We start from the raw sequence: 14,344 nt of genomic DNA on the forward strand, positions 1-14,344 counted from the left end.
CCAGAGGGGAAGCAGGCGTATGACGACGACCGAGTCGGGGATCCCCGCCCAGGCGGCGCCGGTCAAATCGGCGGTGCGGACCGTCCTGCTGCTGGAGCACTTCGCGGCGCGGCCGGGGCTGCACAGCCTGGCCGACATCCAGAACGACCTCTCCCTGCCGAAGTCCAGCCTCTACATGCTGCTGCGGACGCTGGTGAATCTGGGGTGGGTGGAGACGGACGCGACGGGTACCCGGTACGGCATCGGCGTACGGGCCCTGCTGGTCGGCAGTTCCTACATCGACGGCGACGAGGTGGTCGCCGCGGCCCGGCCCACCCTGGACCGGCTCTCCGACGACACGACGGAGACCATCCACCTGGCCCGGCTGGACGGGACGAGCGTGGTCTACCTCGCCACCCGGCAGTCCCAGCACTACCTGCGCCCCTTCACCCGGGTCGGGCGGCGGCTGCCGGTGCACTCGACCGCGCTGGGCAAGGCCCTGCTGGCCACGCACACGGACCAGGAGGTACGGGGGCTGCTGCCGCGGCGGCTGGAGGCGGTCACCGAGCACACGGTCACCGACCGGGAGCAGCTGATCGAGGAGCTGGCGCTGGTGCGGGAGCAGGGGTACGCGGTGGACCGGGAGGAGAACACGCTCGGGCTGCGCTGCTTCGGGGTGGCCGTGCCGTACCGGACGCCGGCGCGGGACGCGGTGAGCTGCTCGGTGCCGGTGGCCCGGCTGACGGGAGAGCACGAGCAGGTCATCAAGGCGGCGCTGTTCGAGGCGCGGGACCGGCTGTCGGTCGTGACGCGCCGCATGTGACACGCGCCGCGGGCGGGGCGGGCGTTGTTCCTCCCCCGCGTGGGGGAGGCGGTTCCCCTTCAAGGGGGAGGTGGCGGGGCCGCGCGGACGCGACCGTTGAGTCATGAACACGCGAGAGACGCACCCGAGTGACCTGACGGAAGTGAAGCGGCCGTCGCCCTCCCGCCTGGGGAGCGGGCGGCGGATCCTGCGGGCAGTGGCCCTGACCGCCACCGTGCCGTATCTGGGGCTCAAGACGCTCTGGCTGTGCGGGAGTCACCTCGGGATACCCGAGGGCAGCGTGCTGCGGGAGCCGGGCCCGTTCTTCAACGTGGCCAATGCCGTCACGCTGGCCATGGACGCCTGCGTGATCCTGCTCGTGCTGGTGCTCACCAGGCCCTGGGGCATACGGGTGCCGGGCCCGCTGCTGACCGTCCCGGTGTTCGTGGCCACCGGGTTGCTGACCCCGATCCTCCTCGGCTTCCCGGGCCAACTGCTCGTACGGGCCGTCGGCTTCGGCACGGACCCGGCGGTGGAGGCGGCGCGGAAGCCCTTCCTGGACCCGTGGGTGTTCCACGTCGTCTACGGCGGATTCACGGTCCAAGGACTCGCCCTGGCCGCTCTGTTCGTGCCCTATGCGCGGGAGCGCTGGGGGCGGGCCTGGCGGGGCGTGACGGGGGAGCGGCTGCCGTCGTCCACGGGGGTGGTGGCGGCAGCCGCGGCGGCCGTCGGCCTGGCGGTCGCGGGGGAGCTGGTGTACTGGGCCTTCGGAGGTCCCGCCGGTCTGGGCGCCGAGCGGGCGGCCGCGTACTCGGCGGACACGGCCGTGGTGTCCGCGGCCCACGCGATATGCGCGCTCGCCGCCGGAGCGGGAGCCCTGCTGCTGGCCCGAGGCGGGACGCTGCGGGCACGGTGGCCGCTGGGCCTCGCCTGGATCGGCGGGGCGGCGGCGCTGAACTGGGGAGCATGGATGACGGTCGCCGCGATGGGACCGCAGCTGGACGGCGGCGAAGGGCCGCCCGCCACAACGCTGTTGATCTACGCTGGTCAGATGATCACCGGATTGCTCACCGGCACCGTCCTCATACGGTTCCTCGCCACCCGCCGCCCGGGGTGAGCCGGCTGCCGGTGGCGCGGGCCCGGTGGCGCTGGGTGCACCTGATCCTCGGCGGCGCCCTGCTCATGCCGTACTTCCTGCTCACGCAGGTGGTGGTCGGTGTCGTCGCGGGCGGGGTCAACGCGCTCGACTCCGCCCCGCTCACCTTCCTCGCGTACGCCGCCTCCCTGCCCCTCGTCGCCGTCACGGCGCTGGTCGGGCCGGTCCGGCCGATGTCGGTGGCCGCCGTCCGGGCCATGTGCGAGGTGCCGGGGGAGCGGCTGGCCGACGGTCCGGCCACGTCCTGGGCCGCCCGGGGGCGGGCCTCGGCCTGGTGGACCCTGCACCTGGGGACCGGCGCGCTGATCAGCGGAATGACCCTCGCGGTGCCGCCCATGGCGGTCATGCTGATCGCGGTACCGGTCGTGGGGCGGCTGCGGGACGTCTCCTTGACGTACGGCTGGTTCGCCACGGACGCCGGCCCGTACATCGCGCCCCTGGCCGGGATCGGGCTGCTGGCCGGGCTCACCCTGTGCGCGGTCGGGGCCGGGAAGCTGCTGGCGAGGATGGCGCCCGTCCTGCTCGGGCCCACGGCGGCGGACCGGCTGGCCGCGGCCGAGGAGCGGGCCGCCGACCTGGCCGTGCGCAACCGGCTGGCCCGGGAGCTGCACGACGCGGTCGGACACGCCCTGAGCGCCGTCACCCTCCAGGCCGCCGCCGCCCGGCGGATGCTGGAGCGCGACCCCGACTTCGTACAGGAGGCACTGGCCGCGATCGAGGACACCACGCGGCGGACGGTGGGCGAGCTCGACGCCGTCCTGGGCCTGCTGCGGGACGGGGACCCGGCCCGGCCGGACGCCGCACCCGCGCCCACCCTCGCCGCCGACCTCGACGGACTGCTGGCCCGCACCCGGGCCGCCGGCACCAGCGTCACCGCGCACCAGGACCCCGGACCCGCCGGGGACTGGGCCGCCCTCCCGGCGATCGCCTCCCGCGAGGCGTACCGGATCGTCCAGGAGGGCCTCACCAACGCCCTGCGGCACGGCGCGGGCCCGGTGGATCTGCGGATCCGCGTACAGGCCGGCCCCGACACCGCACACCGTGAACTGGAGATCACCATGACCAATCCGCCCGCGGCCCCCGCCGAGGACCGGGAGATCCGTACCACCGGGGGCCGCGGACTGCGCGGCGCCGCGGAGCGCGCCGCACTGCTCGGCGGCAGCGTCGAGGCCGGCCCGCACGGGGACCGGTGGCGGCTGCGGGCCGTCCTCCCGCTCGCCGAGGAAGCCCGATGACCGCCGCGCCCGCGCCCGCGCCCCCTCCCGCGCCGCGGCCGCCGCTGCGCATCGTGCTCTGCGACGACGAGCGGATGGTTCGCACCGCGCTGCGGGTCATCCTGGAGGCCGAAGCCGACCTGGAGGTCGTCGGTGAGGCGGCCACCGGGGCCGAGGCGGTTCCACTGGTCCGCTCACTGGCCCCCGACGTGGTGCTCATGGACGTCCGGATGCCCGAGATCGACGGCATCCGGGCCACCCAGCAGATCCTCGCCACCATGGCCGAGCCGCCCCGGATCGTGGTCGTCACCACCTTCGAGAACGACGCCTACGTCTACGACGCGCTGCGCGCGGGAGCCGCCGGCTTCCTCCTCAAGCGGGCCGACCCCGACGAGCTGATCGGCGCGGTCCGGCTCGTCGCCCGCGGCGACTCGCTGCTCTTCCCGGCCGCCGTCCGCTCCCTCGCCGCCGCCCACACGGCCGGCGCCCCGCCCGCCGACGCGCCCTGGGTGGCCCGGCTCACCGAGCGCGAGGCCGACGTCCTGCGTCTGATGGCCACCGGGCTGTCCAACCACGAGATGAGCGAGCGCCTCGGCGTCGGGCCGCAGACCGTCAAGACGCACGTCGCGGCGGTCCTCACCAAGACCGGCTCCCGCGACCGCACCCAGGCGGTCATCGCGGCCTACGAGGGAGGCTTCATCATGAAGAAAAGCTGAGAACCCCGCCACAACCGGGGCAGAGCGGAACGGCTGGGACCGCAGAGACGTCCTTCTGGGGGATGAACAAGACGATCAGGCGTGCGTCGGTCTTCTGTCTGCTTCTGGTGCTGGCCCTGCTGGTCCGCGTCACCTGGGTGCAGGCATACCAAGGCCAGGCCCTCGCAGACGACAAGCACAACCGCCGGAATCTCATCGGGCAGTACGAGAACCCGCTGGGCAACATCATCGTGGGCGGGGAGGCGATCACCGGCTCGGAGAAGACGGGCGGCAAGGACTTCGGCTACAAGCGGACGTATGTCGACGGCCCCCTCTACGCACCCGTCACGGGCTACAGCTCCCAGGCCTACGGCACCACCCTGCTGGAGGGCATCTACAAGAACGTCCTCAACGGCTCCGACAGCCGGCTGAAGACGGTGATGGACATGCTCACCAACAAGCGGGCCGCCCCCGGCAACGTCCTGACCACCATCGACAAGGACGTCCAGAAGGCCGCCTACGACGCGCTCCAGGGCAAGCAGGGCGCGGCCGTGGCCATGGACCCGAAGACCGGCGAGATCCTCGCCGTGGTGAACAACCCCTCCTTCGACCCGGGCAGCATCGCCGGCGCCAACGACAAGGAGGCCTGGGCGGAGCTCTCCGCCGACAAGGGCAAGGCCATGGAGAACGTGGCGCTGCGCAAGCCCCAGGCGCCCGGATCCACCTTCAAGCTGGTCACCCTCGCCGCGGCGATCGAGAACGGCCTCGTCACCGACCTCGACCGGCAGACCGGGATCGCCGACCCGTACACGATCCCCGGCACCCGCACCCCGCTGCCCAGCGAGGCGGGCTCCGCGGCCTGCAACAACGTCTCGGTGCGCACCGCCCTGAAGCTGTCCTGCAACAACGTCTTCGCCGAGCTCGCCTCCAAGCTGGGCCAGGACAAGATGCGGGCGACGGCCGAGAAGCTCGGCTTCAACGTGCAGATCGACACCCCGGTCCGCACCAACCCGCCCAGCAAGTACCCGTCGAAGAAGATGTCGATCGACCAGGTCGCGCAGACCGGTATCGGCCAGTTCGACGTGCAGGCCACCCCGCTCCAGATGGCGATGGTGACGGCCGCGATCGAGAACGGCGGCAAGCTCGTCGCCCCGCACCTGGTCTCCGAGGTCACCGACGCGGGCGGCGACGTGCTGGAGAGCTTCAAGGACCCGAAGTCCCAGCAGGTCATGGGAGAGAAGACCGCTTCGATGATCCGCGACGCCATGCGCACGGTCGCCACCGAGGGCGGCGGCAAGCCGGCCCAGGTGTCCGGCGCCGAGGTGGGCGGCAAGACCGGTACCGCCCAGCGCGGTGTCAACAACAGCCTCGCACCGCTGGCCTGGTTCACCTCGTACGGCAAGTCGAACGGCAAGCAGATCGCGGTGGCCGTGGTGATCGAGAACTCCGACACCGACCGCTCCGAGATCGGCGGCGGGAAGCTGGCCGCCCCCATCGCCCAGAAGATGATGGAGGCGTGGCTGAAGAAGTAGCCACGAAGTCCGGACGGCCGACGCGCCGGGAACCGTCGAGGCTCCCGGCGCGTTCCCACTCCCATGATCAGAGCCGCGCACCCCGCCGACCTCCCCGCGATCGCCGCCCTGCACACCCGGGCCCGCGCCACCTACTACCAGGGCCACATCCCCGAGCAGGCCTACCCGGGCGACGCCGAGCTCCAGCGGACCCGCGAGGGCTGGTCGCATGCCCTCGCCCGGGACGCGGCCGAGGGCGAGGTGCTCTGCGCCGAGCAGGACGGCGAGCTCACCGGGGTCGCCGCGTTCCGCACGCGGGACGGCGAGACCACCCTCACCCAGCTCCACGTCGACCCCATCCACTGGCGCCGCGGCACCGGGGCCGCCCTGCACGCCGCCTGCCTGGACGCCTGGCGGCGGGCCGGAATCCGCCGGGTCCGCCTGGAGGTCTACGAGCACAACCTCCGCGCCCAGGCCTTCTACGCCACCCAGGGCTGGCGCGCGGACCCGTCGGCCCCCCGCTCGGGCACCCACCGCACCCTCTGGCTGCAGGTGGGCCAGGTGCAGGCCCCGTCCGGGGAATGAGACGGTGCGGTGAATGGTTGAACCACAAACCGTTTCACCCCCCGAACCCGGAGAGAAAAAGGATCATGCGCGTCGAAATCTGGAGCGATATCGCCTGTCCCTGGTGCTACATCGGAAAGGCCCGTTTCACCAAGGGGCTGGCCGAGTTCGCGCACCGCGACGAGGTGGAGGTCGTCTTCCGGTCCTTCGAGCTCGACCCGGGCGGGGCGAAGGGCGTCACCGCCCCCGTCGTGGAGATGCTCGCCAAGAAGTACGGCCGCACCCTCGACGAGGCGCGCGGCATGGAGGAGCACGTCGCCGCCAGCGCCCGCGCCGAGGGGCTCACGTACCGCACCGAGGGCCGCGACCACGGCAACACCTTCGACATCCACCGGCTGCTGCACCTGGCCGCCGCCCGAGGCCGCCAGGAAGAACTCCTCGACCTCGCCTACCGGGCCAATTTCGCCGAGGAGCGCTCCGTCTTCGACCCCGAGGTGCTGATCGCGCTCGCCGTCGAGGCCGGACTGGACGAGGCCGAGGCCCGCACCGTCCTCGCCGACGGCTCCGCCTACGCCGACGAGGTCCGGGCCGACGAGCGCGAGGCCGCCGAGCTGGGCGCGAACGCCGTGCCGTTCTTCGTCCTCGACCGCCGCTACGGGATCTCCGGCGGACAGCCGGCCGAGGTGTTCACCCGGGCCCTGGAGCAGGCGTGGGCCGGGCGCGAGGTCGAGGAACCGGCCGCGGCCGCCGAGGCCTGCGAGCCCGACGGCGCGTGCGCGGTCCCCCAGGCGTAAGGAGCACTCGCCGAGACCGGAGGACTCGGGCGACTCGGGCGGACTCGGGCGACTCAGGCGGCGGGGCGATGGACTACGGGCCGTTCCTGGCGCAGAGTTGACGGCATGGATCTTCCGCTCGCCGAAGCGACCCGTGCCGAGTTCGCCCACTCCACCACCTACCTCAACACCGCCAAGTGCGGGGTCGTCCCGCGTTCCGCCGTCGCGGCCGTACGGGAGCTGGCCGAGGCGGCGGGGGCCGGGCTCCCCACCGGCTTCGGTGACTTCGACCGCGTGAACGGGGCCCGGGCGGCCTTCGCCCGCCTGGTCGGGGTGGACACCGACCGCGTGTCCATCGGCTCGGCCGTCTCCACCCACGTCGGCCTCGTCGCCGCCTCGCTCCCGCCCGGCGCCGAAGTACTGTGCCCCGAGGGTGAGTTCTCCTCCGTGATCAACCCCTTCGTGGCGCGCGGCGACCTCAAGGTGCGCTTCGCCCCGCTCGAGTCCGTCGCCGAGGCCGTGGGCCCCGGCACCGCCCTGGTCTCGCTGAGCGTCGTGCAGTCCGCGGACGGCCGCAAGGCCGACCTGGCGGCGGTGCGCGCCGCGGCGACCGCGCACGGGGCCCGGATGCTCGTGGACGCGACCCAGGCGGTCGGCTGGCTCCCGTTCGACGCCTCGCCGTACGAGTACACGGTCGCCGCCGGGTTCAAATGGCTGCTCGGCGTGCGCGGAGCCTCGTACCTGACGGTGTCGGCGGAGGCCCAGGACACACTGACCCCGCTGCACGCCGGATGGGTTCCGGCGGTGGCCGAGGGGGACGCCACCTACGGACCGATGGCGGAACTCGCCCACGGGGCGAGGCGGTTCGACGAGTCCCCGGCCTTCCTCGCCTACCACGCGTCCGCGCCCGCGCTGGCCCTGCTGGAGCGGATCGGCATCGAGGCCGTCCACGCCCACGACACCGCGCTGGCCGCCCGCTACCGGGCCGGGATCGCGCGCCTGGGTCACGAGCCCGTCGCCGGCGACTCCGCCATCGTCTCCGTGCCGGGCCTCGCCGACCGGCAGCCCGCCCTGGAGGCCGCCGGCATCGTCACATCGGCTCGCGCGGGCCTCCTGCGGGCCTCGTTCCACCTCTACAACACGGAGGCGGACGTGGACCGGCTCCTGGACGCCCTCTCCGCCTCCTGAAGCGGCAGGGCCCGTGCGTACAGTGCCGCCATGAGCGATGTGAGCGGTGTGAGCCATGCAGGCGATGTCGGGGACGTGCGCGACGGCCATGATGTGCTGCACGTCAAAGGCCGGGTGCTGGTCGGGCCCGACGAGGTACGCGACGAGCTGTGGGTGGTCGGCGGCCGGATCTCCTACGAGCGCCCGCGCGGCACCCGCGAGGTCACCACGGTGACCGGCTGGACCCTGCCCGGACTGGTCGACGCGCACTGCCACGTGGGCCTGGACGCCCACGGCCCGGTCGACGCCGAGACCGCCGAGCGCCAGGCCCTCACCGACCGCGACGCCGGCACCCTCCTCATCCGGGACGCCGGTTCGCCCTCCGACACCCGCTGGATCGACGACCGCGAGGACCTGCCGAAGATCATCCGGGCCGGGCGGCACATCGCGCGCACCCGCCGCTACATCCGCAACTACGCCCACGAGATCGAACCCGCCGACCTCGTCGAGTACGTCGGCCGCGAGGCGCTGCGCGGGGACGGCTGGGTCAAACTCGTCGGCGACTGGATCGACCGCGAGGCCGGGGACCTCGCGGCCTGCTGGCCGCGCGCCGAGGTCGAGGCGGCCATCGCCGAGGCGCACCGGCTGGGCGCCCGCGTCACGGCGCACTGCTTCGCCGAGGACTCGCTGCGCGACCTGGTCGAGGCGGGCATCGACTGCATCGAACACGCCACCGGCCTCACCGAGGACACCATCCCGCTGTTCGCGGAGCGCGGGGTCGCGATCGTCCCGACGCTCGTGAACATCGCCAACTTCCCGAAGATGGCGGCGGGCGGCGAGGCGAAGTTCCCGTACTGGTCGGCGCACATGCGACGGCTCCACGAACGGCGCTACGACACCGTCCGCGCCGCCTACGACGCGGGCATCGAGGTCTTCGTCGGCACCGACGCGGGCGGCTCCCTGCCGCACGGCCTGGTCGCGGCGGAGGTCGCGGAGCTGGTCAAGGCCGGTATCCCGCCGATCGAGGCCCTCTCCGCGACGGCCTGGGCGGCCCGCGAGTGGCTCGGCAGGCCGGGGCTGACCGAGGGGGCGCCCGCGGACCTCGTGGTGTACGCCGCCGACCCACGTGCCGACGTAGGCGTGCTGGCGCGGCCGCTGCGGGTCGTCGTGAACGGCAGGGTCCGGGCCTGAGCCGTGCGGCCGTGCGGGCGTCCGGGCCTGAGCCGTGCGGGCGTGCGGGCGTGCGGGCGGCGCCCGGTTGACATCGCGTGACATCCGCGGCCCGTCGGTCGTTGAAGACGACCGCGCGGACCGGGTGTCCGTGAAAGGGGACAACTTGCGTTCTCCATGAGGCGTAATGATTCGAATATGCGCCCGGAAACCACCCTTTGGGATGAACTCAGGTCAGGTTGACCCCCGTTCACCCACAGTGCGTAAAGATTCCGGGGTCGAGTCCGTCGGCGCCCGCGATGTCCCCCATCGGCGGCCCGACGGCACCCAACTCCCCGGGGGTTCCACCACCGTGAACAGCCATACCTTCCGCATGCCCGCGGCCGTCCTCCTCGCCACGGGAGCGGTGGCCCTGCTCACCGCTCCGCCCGCCTTCGCCACGGGAGGAGGCGCGGCCGGGGGTGAGGGCAAGGCCGGCGCCGTCGTCCTGCGTGCCGGACTGGACGTGGGCCTGCTCAACAAGACCGTGAACGTCCCGCTGAAGACGACCCTCAACGAGGTCAGTGCCCCGGCGACGGCCGAGAAGACCGCGCTGACCGTCACCCTGGACGGGGTCGAGGGGAACGATCCGATCAGCGTGCTGCGCGCCGAAGTGGCCACCTCCAAGGCGACCGCCGACAAGTCCCGGGCCGAGGCGGAGGCGAACCTCGCCAATGCCTCCGTCCACGTGCCCGGACTGCCGCTGCTCTCCCTCATCGAGGTGGAGAAGGTCACCTCCAAGGCCGTCTGCGAGGCGGGCAAGAAGCCGGTGGCGAGCGCGAACGCCCTCGGGAAGGTGACGGCGCTCGGCAAGAAGGTCACCCTGTCGGCGGGCGGCCCCACCAAGGTCGAGGTCCCCGGAGTGGGCCGGATCGACCTGGAGCTGTCCGCCACGGAGACCACCGACACCACGGCGGCCGCGGCCGCGCTCCGCCTGAAGGTGGCGGTGAACCCGCTGAACCTGAACGTGGCGAAGGTCGACGGCGAGATCGTGCTCGCCGAGGCGCACTGCGAGTCCCCGACGGGCGCGGCGCCGGCGGCGAACCCGCCCGCGGACCCGGACATCAAGCCCCAGACGGCGACGGGGACCGGCTCCGGTTCCGCCACGTCCGGCGGCACCACCGGCGCCAACCTCGCCGAGACCGGCGGCGGTTCACTGACTCCCTACGTCGCAGGCGGGGCCCTGACCCTGCTCGCCATCGGCGGGGGCGCGCTCCTGATCACCCGGCGGGGCAGGGCCTCGTAGGGCGTCGGGAGCCCCGGGCCGCCGCCCGGCGCGCCCGCCCCGAGGAGCGCACGGAGGGGAGTGCTCAACGGGTGACGGGCGAGGACGGGCGGCGTGTCCGGTGACTCATGGGCCGGCGGGCCCCGGCGGGGGACATGCTCGGCGCTGTGACGTACCAGAGGGTGACGTACCAGAGCGTGACGTACCCGGAGGGTGACGGGCTCAGCGGGTGGCGTGTTCCAGTCCCTGGCCGCCCGCGCCACGGGACATCACGGCCTCGGTGACCTGCTGGTCGATCCGCGCGTACTCGCTCCGCTTCGCGGCCGGGAGCGAGGTGTCCGAGGCCGCGCAGGAGGCGCAGACGACGCGGAACGGCGGCCCCATGTCCGAGTACTGCGTGAGGTATTCGGCCTTCACCACCTCCCAGCGGCCCGGTCGGCCCGCCGCCGGGGAGAAGGTGAAGCGGGGGACCGAGGACTGGTTGCCCCGCAGCTTGTCGGCCGGTACGAAGCTGGCGACCTGGTCGCCCATCCCGAAGACCACCCAGGTGCCGTTGATCTTCTCGTAGGGCTGCGGCACGTGGTTGTGCGTGCCGATGATCAGATCGATGTCGGGGAGCCCGTCGGCCGAGCGGGAGGCGGTCAGCTCCTGCGCCAGCGCCTTCTGCTGTTCGTCCGGCGCGGTCTGCCACTCGGTGCCCCAGTGGACGCTGAGCACCACCACGTTCGCGCCCCCCGCCCGCGCGGCCCGGGCGTCGGCGATGATCCGGTCCTTGTCGATCAGATTGACGGACCACGGCTTGCCCTGGGGAAGCGGGATGCCGTTCGTGCCGTACGTGTAGGAGAGCTGGGCGACCTTCGCGCCGCCCGCGGCGAGCAGCGCCGGGGCCTTGGCCTCCTCCGCGCTGCGGGCCGAGCCGACGTGCGGGATGCCGACCCGGTCGAGGTGCTCCAGGGTGCGGGCGAGGCCCTCGTAGCCGTCGTCCAGGGTGTGGTTCGAGGCGGTGGAACAGCTGTCGTACCCGGCGTCCTTGAGGGCGTCCGCCAACTGGTGCGGGGCCTTGAAAGTGGGGTAGCCGGTGTAGGGGCCGCCGGGGCGCCCGTACGGTATCTCGTGGTGGCATATCGCCAGGTCGGCGGCGGAGACCAGGGGTTTGACCCCGGCGAGTATCTTCCGGAAGTCGTACTCCCCGGCCTTGCCCGCGTCGTCAGCCGACCGCTGGACGATCGACGGGTACGGGATGATGTCGCCGGTCGCCACCAGGGTGAACGGCTTCCCCGGGGCGGCGGGCCGCGGAGCGTCCGGCTTCCCCCGAGCCGGCTCGCCCTGCCCGGGATCGCCCTGGAGCCGCTGCTCCGCGGCGGGCGCCGCGCCGCTGTCGAGCAGCCGTGGCACGGCGTAGATCCCGCCGCCCACGACCGCGAGCGCGGCCAGCGCCGTGCCTGTCCTGACGTATGCCTTCATGCCCGACCCCCGATGTCATGCACTGATGACCGATGCGGGGATCCTCACCCGGCCCCGCCCCCGCGGCCATCGTAGGGGGCCGAACGGGTGACGGCATCATCAGCGCTCGGTAAGGAGCACAGGTCAGACGGGTGCCCTGGAGGCCGCCCGCGCAGCTCACGGCCGGCTCGCGCAGCTCACGGCCGGCTCGCGCAGCTCACGGCCGGCTCGCGCAGCTCACGGCCGGCCCGCGCAGCTCACGGCCGGCTCGCGCAGCTCACGGCCGGCTCACGGTCAGCGCGCGGCCAGTGCGAGGGCGTGGTCCAGGGCCTGGAGCAGCCGGCCCGTCGTCGCCCGGTCGCGCACCGCCAGCCGGAGCCAGGAGTGGTCCAGCCCCGGGAAGGTGTCCCCGCGGCGGACGGCGAAGCCGAGGGCGCGCAGCCGGGTGCGGACCTCCGCCCCGCCCGCCACCCGGATCAGGACGAACGGTCCCTCCGCCACCCCGACGACCGTCACCTCGTCGAACTCCGCGAGCCCGGCCAGCAGATGCGCCCGGTCCACCGCGATCCGCCGGGCCGCCTCCTCCGCCTCGGCCAGCGCCGCCGGAGCCACACAGGCCTCGGCCGCCACCAGCGCCGGGGTCGACACCGGCCACAACGGCTGCGCGGCCGCCAGTTTCGCGATCACTTCGGGCTCGGCCAGTACGTAGCCGATCCGCAGGCCCGCCAGCCCCCACGTCTTGGTCAGGCTCCGCAGCACCACCAGCCCCGGCAGGTCCATCCGTCCGGCCAGGGCCTCCCGCTCGCCCGGCACGGCGTCCATGAAGGCCTCGTCCACGACCAGGATCCGGCCGGGCCGGGCCAGCGCGGCGAGGGTTCCCGCCGGGTGCAGCACGGACGTCGGGTTGGTCGGATTGCCGATCACCACCAGGTCCGCGTCCTCGGGCACCTCCGCCGGGTCCAGCCGGAAGCCGTCCGCCGCCCGCAGCACCACGCGCTCGACCTGGTGCCCCGCGTCCCGCAGGGCCGCTTCCGGCTCGGTGAACTGCGGATGCACCACGACCGGCCGTACGGTTCCGAGGGCCCGGGCGATCAGTACGAAGGCCTCCGCGGCCCCGGCCGTCAACAGCACCCGCTCGACCGGCAGCCCGTGCCGGGCCGCCACCGCCGCGCGGGCGCGCCGCCCGTCGGGATATGCGGCGAGATCCCCGAGGGAGGCGGCGATCCGCTGCTTGAGCCAGTCCGGGGGAGTGTCCGCCCGTACGTTGACCGCCAGGTCCACCAGCGCGGAACCCGCGTCGATCACCTCGGCGTCCCCGTGGTGGCGCAGGTCGTGCGCGTGCGCCGTGGCCACGGCACAGGTCGCCGCCACCGACCGCCGCTTGGGCACGAGGAGTTCCCCGCCGCCCGCGAGGGCCGCGGCCTCCGCCACCGAGGGAGTCCCGGTGGCGGCGCGCGCCGCCTCCGAGGGGTGCGGCACGGCGATGGCGGCCAGCCGGGCGGCGGGATAGCTCACCAGGGGCACGCCGAAACGTTCCGCCGCACCCGTGATCCCGGCCTCGCCCGCCTTCGACTCCACCGTGGCCAGCGCCGTCACCGCCCCCACGGCCAGCCCGGCCCCCCGCAGCGTCTCCTCGACCAGGGCGCAGACCTCCGCGACGGAAACCCCCGCACGTCCGCCGACCCCGACCACCACCTGCGTCGCGTACTCGCCCACCGGGGCCCTCCTTCCGTAGTCACCGTCGCCGTCACCGCCACTGGAACACCACCGGCCGGTCGGCCGTCAACCCTCCGCCACCCGCCATCCGCGCGCGGACGTGCGCGCGGGGCAAGGAGTCTGTATTCAGGGGCGCATGGCCGTGATCGTGGCGTTGGGCGCGTTCCTGATGACCCTGGCGGGCGGATGGGCGGCGCAGCGCGTCACCGACCGCCGCCACCTCGTGCTGGGCCTGGCCGGCGGGCTGATGCTCGGCGTCGTGGGCCTCGACCTGCTCCCGGAGGCCCTTCACGCGGCGGGCGGCGAGGTGTTCGGCGTACCGCTCGCCCTGCTGCTCTTCGTCGGCGGCTTCCTCGTCGCGCACGTAGTGGAGCGGCTGCTGGCGGTCCGCCAGGCCGCGCACGGCGCCGAGGACGGCGGCCGCACCCCCCAGGTCGGGCTGACCGCGGCCGCGGCCATGGTCGGCCACAGCCTCGCCGACGGGGTGGCCCTGGGCGCGGCCTTCCAGGTCGGCGGGGGGATGGGCGTGGCCGTGGCGCTGGCCGTCATCACCCACGACTTCGCCGACGGGTTCAACACGTACACGCTCACCAGCCTCTACGGGAACGACCGCCGCAAGGCCCTGATGATGCTCTTCGCGGACGCCGTCGCCCCCGTCGTGGGTGCGGCGTCCACTCTGCTGTTCACCCTTCCGGAGGAACCCCTCGGCGCATACCTCGGCTTCTTCGGAGGCGTCCTGCTGTACCTCGCGTCCGCCGAGATCCTTCCCGAGGCACACCACAAGCACCCCGCCCTGTCCACGCTGATGTGCACGGTGGGCGGGGTGGCCGGGATCTGGCTGGTGGTGGGCATCGCGGACTGAGCGCCGGCCGGGGACGGAGGCGACGGCG

At 73.5% G+C, this 14,344-nt stretch carries 13 protein-coding genes; 11 read left to right on the forward strand and 2 right to left on the reverse strand.

Annotation, left to right across the window (positions count from 1 at the left end; genetic code table 11):
• Positions 1-19 precede the first annotated feature (19 nt).
• The 10 genes from ACFY0D_RS33525 (at position 20) to ACFY0D_RS33570 (ending at position 10,316) form a co-directional block, all read left to right on the forward strand.
• Positions 20-802: an IclR family transcriptional regulator gene (locus ACFY0D_RS33525; RefSeq protein WP_202202105.1), complete on the forward strand. Its 783-nt coding sequence runs from the start codon at positions 20-22 to the stop codon at positions 800-802.
• A gap of 103 nt (positions 803-905) precedes the next feature.
• Complete coding sequence (locus ACFY0D_RS33530; protein ID WP_390801703.1) at positions 906-1,898, forward strand: hypothetical protein; 993 nt, start codon at positions 906-908, stop codon at positions 1,896-1,898.
• 5 nt (positions 1,899-1,903) lie between these two features.
• On the forward strand, positions 1,904-3,172 hold the full coding sequence (locus ACFY0D_RS33535) for a sensor histidine kinase (RefSeq protein ID WP_390801758.1): 1,269 nt from the start codon (positions 1,904-1,906) through the stop codon (positions 3,170-3,172).
• Entirely contained in the window at positions 3,169-3,867 is a 699-nt protein-coding gene (locus ACFY0D_RS33540) for a response regulator (protein WP_390801704.1), read from the forward strand. Before ACFY0D_RS33535 ends, ACFY0D_RS33540 begins: the two co-directional genes overlap by 4 nt.
• Before the next feature lie 62 nt (positions 3,868-3,929).
• Positions 3,930-5,378, forward strand: a complete 1,449-nt coding sequence (locus ACFY0D_RS33545) for a peptidoglycan D,D-transpeptidase FtsI family protein (protein ID WP_390801705.1) — start codon at positions 3,930-3,932, stop codon at positions 5,376-5,378.
• 63 nt (positions 5,379-5,441) lie between these two features.
• Positions 5,442-5,942, forward strand: coding sequence for a GNAT family N-acetyltransferase (locus ACFY0D_RS33550; protein ID WP_390801706.1), 501 nt, complete (start codon positions 5,442-5,444; stop codon positions 5,940-5,942).
• Between the two features lie 65 nt (positions 5,943-6,007).
• Positions 6,008-6,715, forward strand: a complete 708-nt coding sequence (locus ACFY0D_RS33555; protein WP_301371937.1) for a DsbA family oxidoreductase — start codon at positions 6,008-6,010, stop codon at positions 6,713-6,715.
• 105 nt (positions 6,716-6,820) lie between these two features.
• The gene (locus ACFY0D_RS33560) at positions 6,821-7,882 is read left to right on the forward strand and encodes an aminotransferase class V-fold PLP-dependent enzyme (protein ID WP_390801707.1); all 1,062 of its coding nucleotides are present in this window, start codon (positions 6,821-6,823) and stop codon (positions 7,880-7,882) included.
• 30 nt (positions 7,883-7,912) lie between these two features.
• Complete coding sequence (locus tag ACFY0D_RS33565) at positions 7,913-9,052, forward strand: amidohydrolase family protein (RefSeq protein WP_390801708.1); 1,140 nt, start codon at positions 7,913-7,915, stop codon at positions 9,050-9,052.
• A gap of 331 nt (positions 9,053-9,383) precedes the next feature.
• Positions 9,384-10,316 (forward strand): SCO1860 family LAETG-anchored protein, encoded by a 933-nt coding sequence (locus ACFY0D_RS33570; protein ID WP_390801709.1) that lies wholly within the window; start codon positions 9,384-9,386, stop codon positions 10,314-10,316.
• Positions 10,317-10,517: 201 nt separating this feature from the next.
• On the opposite strand, the gene ACFY0D_RS33575 is transcribed toward ACFY0D_RS33570, so the two are convergent.
• Positions 10,518-11,759, reverse strand: coding sequence for a CapA family protein (locus ACFY0D_RS33575; protein ID WP_390801710.1), 1,242 nt, complete (start codon positions 11,757-11,759; stop codon positions 10,518-10,520).
• Positions 11,760-12,032: 273 nt separating this feature from the next.
• A complete protein-coding gene (gene cobC / locus ACFY0D_RS33580) occupies positions 12,033-13,454 on the reverse strand; it encodes an Rv2231c family pyridoxal phosphate-dependent protein CobC (RefSeq protein ID WP_390801711.1) in 1,422 nt (473 codons plus the stop codon).
• A gap of 136 nt (positions 13,455-13,590) precedes the next feature.
• On the opposite strand from cobC, the gene ACFY0D_RS33585 reads away from it, so the two are divergent.
• Entirely contained in the window at positions 13,591-14,316 is a 726-nt protein-coding gene (locus tag ACFY0D_RS33585) for a ZIP family metal transporter (protein WP_390801712.1), read from the forward strand.
• Positions 14,317-14,344 lie beyond the last annotated feature (28 nt).

The sequence above is a fragment of the Streptomyces sp. NPDC001502 genome, assembly GCF_042894785.1.
GTDB classification, from domain to species: Bacteria; Actinomycetota; Actinomycetes; order Streptomycetales; family Streptomycetaceae; genus Streptomyces; species Streptomyces kutzneri.

What these genes read in the sequence shown, in the direction of transcription:
- ACFY0D_RS33525 (WP_202202105.1), top strand. Translation starts at nt 20, where the DNA reads ATGACGACGACCGAGTCGGGGATCCCCGCCCAGGCGGCGCCGGTCAAA.
- ACFY0D_RS33530 (WP_390801703.1), top strand. Translation starts at nt 906, where the DNA reads ATGAACACGCGAGAGACGCACCCGAGTGACCTGACGGAAGTGAAGCGG.
- ACFY0D_RS33540 (WP_390801704.1), top strand. Translation starts at nt 3,169, where the DNA reads ATGACCGCCGCGCCCGCGCCCGCGCCCCCTCCCGCGCCGCGGCCGCCG.
- ACFY0D_RS33545 (WP_390801705.1), top strand. Translation starts at nt 3,930, where the DNA reads ATGAACAAGACGATCAGGCGTGCGTCGGTCTTCTGTCTGCTTCTGGTG.
- ACFY0D_RS33550 (WP_390801706.1), top strand. Translation starts at nt 5,442, where the DNA reads ATGATCAGAGCCGCGCACCCCGCCGACCTCCCCGCGATCGCCGCCCTG.
- ACFY0D_RS33555 (WP_301371937.1), top strand. Translation starts at nt 6,008, where the DNA reads ATGCGCGTCGAAATCTGGAGCGATATCGCCTGTCCCTGGTGCTACATC.
- ACFY0D_RS33560 (WP_390801707.1), top strand. Translation starts at nt 6,821, where the DNA reads ATGGATCTTCCGCTCGCCGAAGCGACCCGTGCCGAGTTCGCCCACTCC.
- ACFY0D_RS33565 (WP_390801708.1), top strand. Translation starts at nt 7,913, where the DNA reads ATGAGCGATGTGAGCGGTGTGAGCCATGCAGGCGATGTCGGGGACGTG.
- ACFY0D_RS33575 (WP_390801710.1), bottom strand. Translation starts at nt 11,759, where the DNA reads ATGAAGGCATACGTCAGGACAGGCACGGCGCTGGCCGCGCTCGCGGTC.
- ACFY0D_RS33585 (WP_390801712.1), top strand. Translation starts at nt 13,591, where the DNA reads ATGGCCGTGATCGTGGCGTTGGGCGCGTTCCTGATGACCCTGGCGGGC.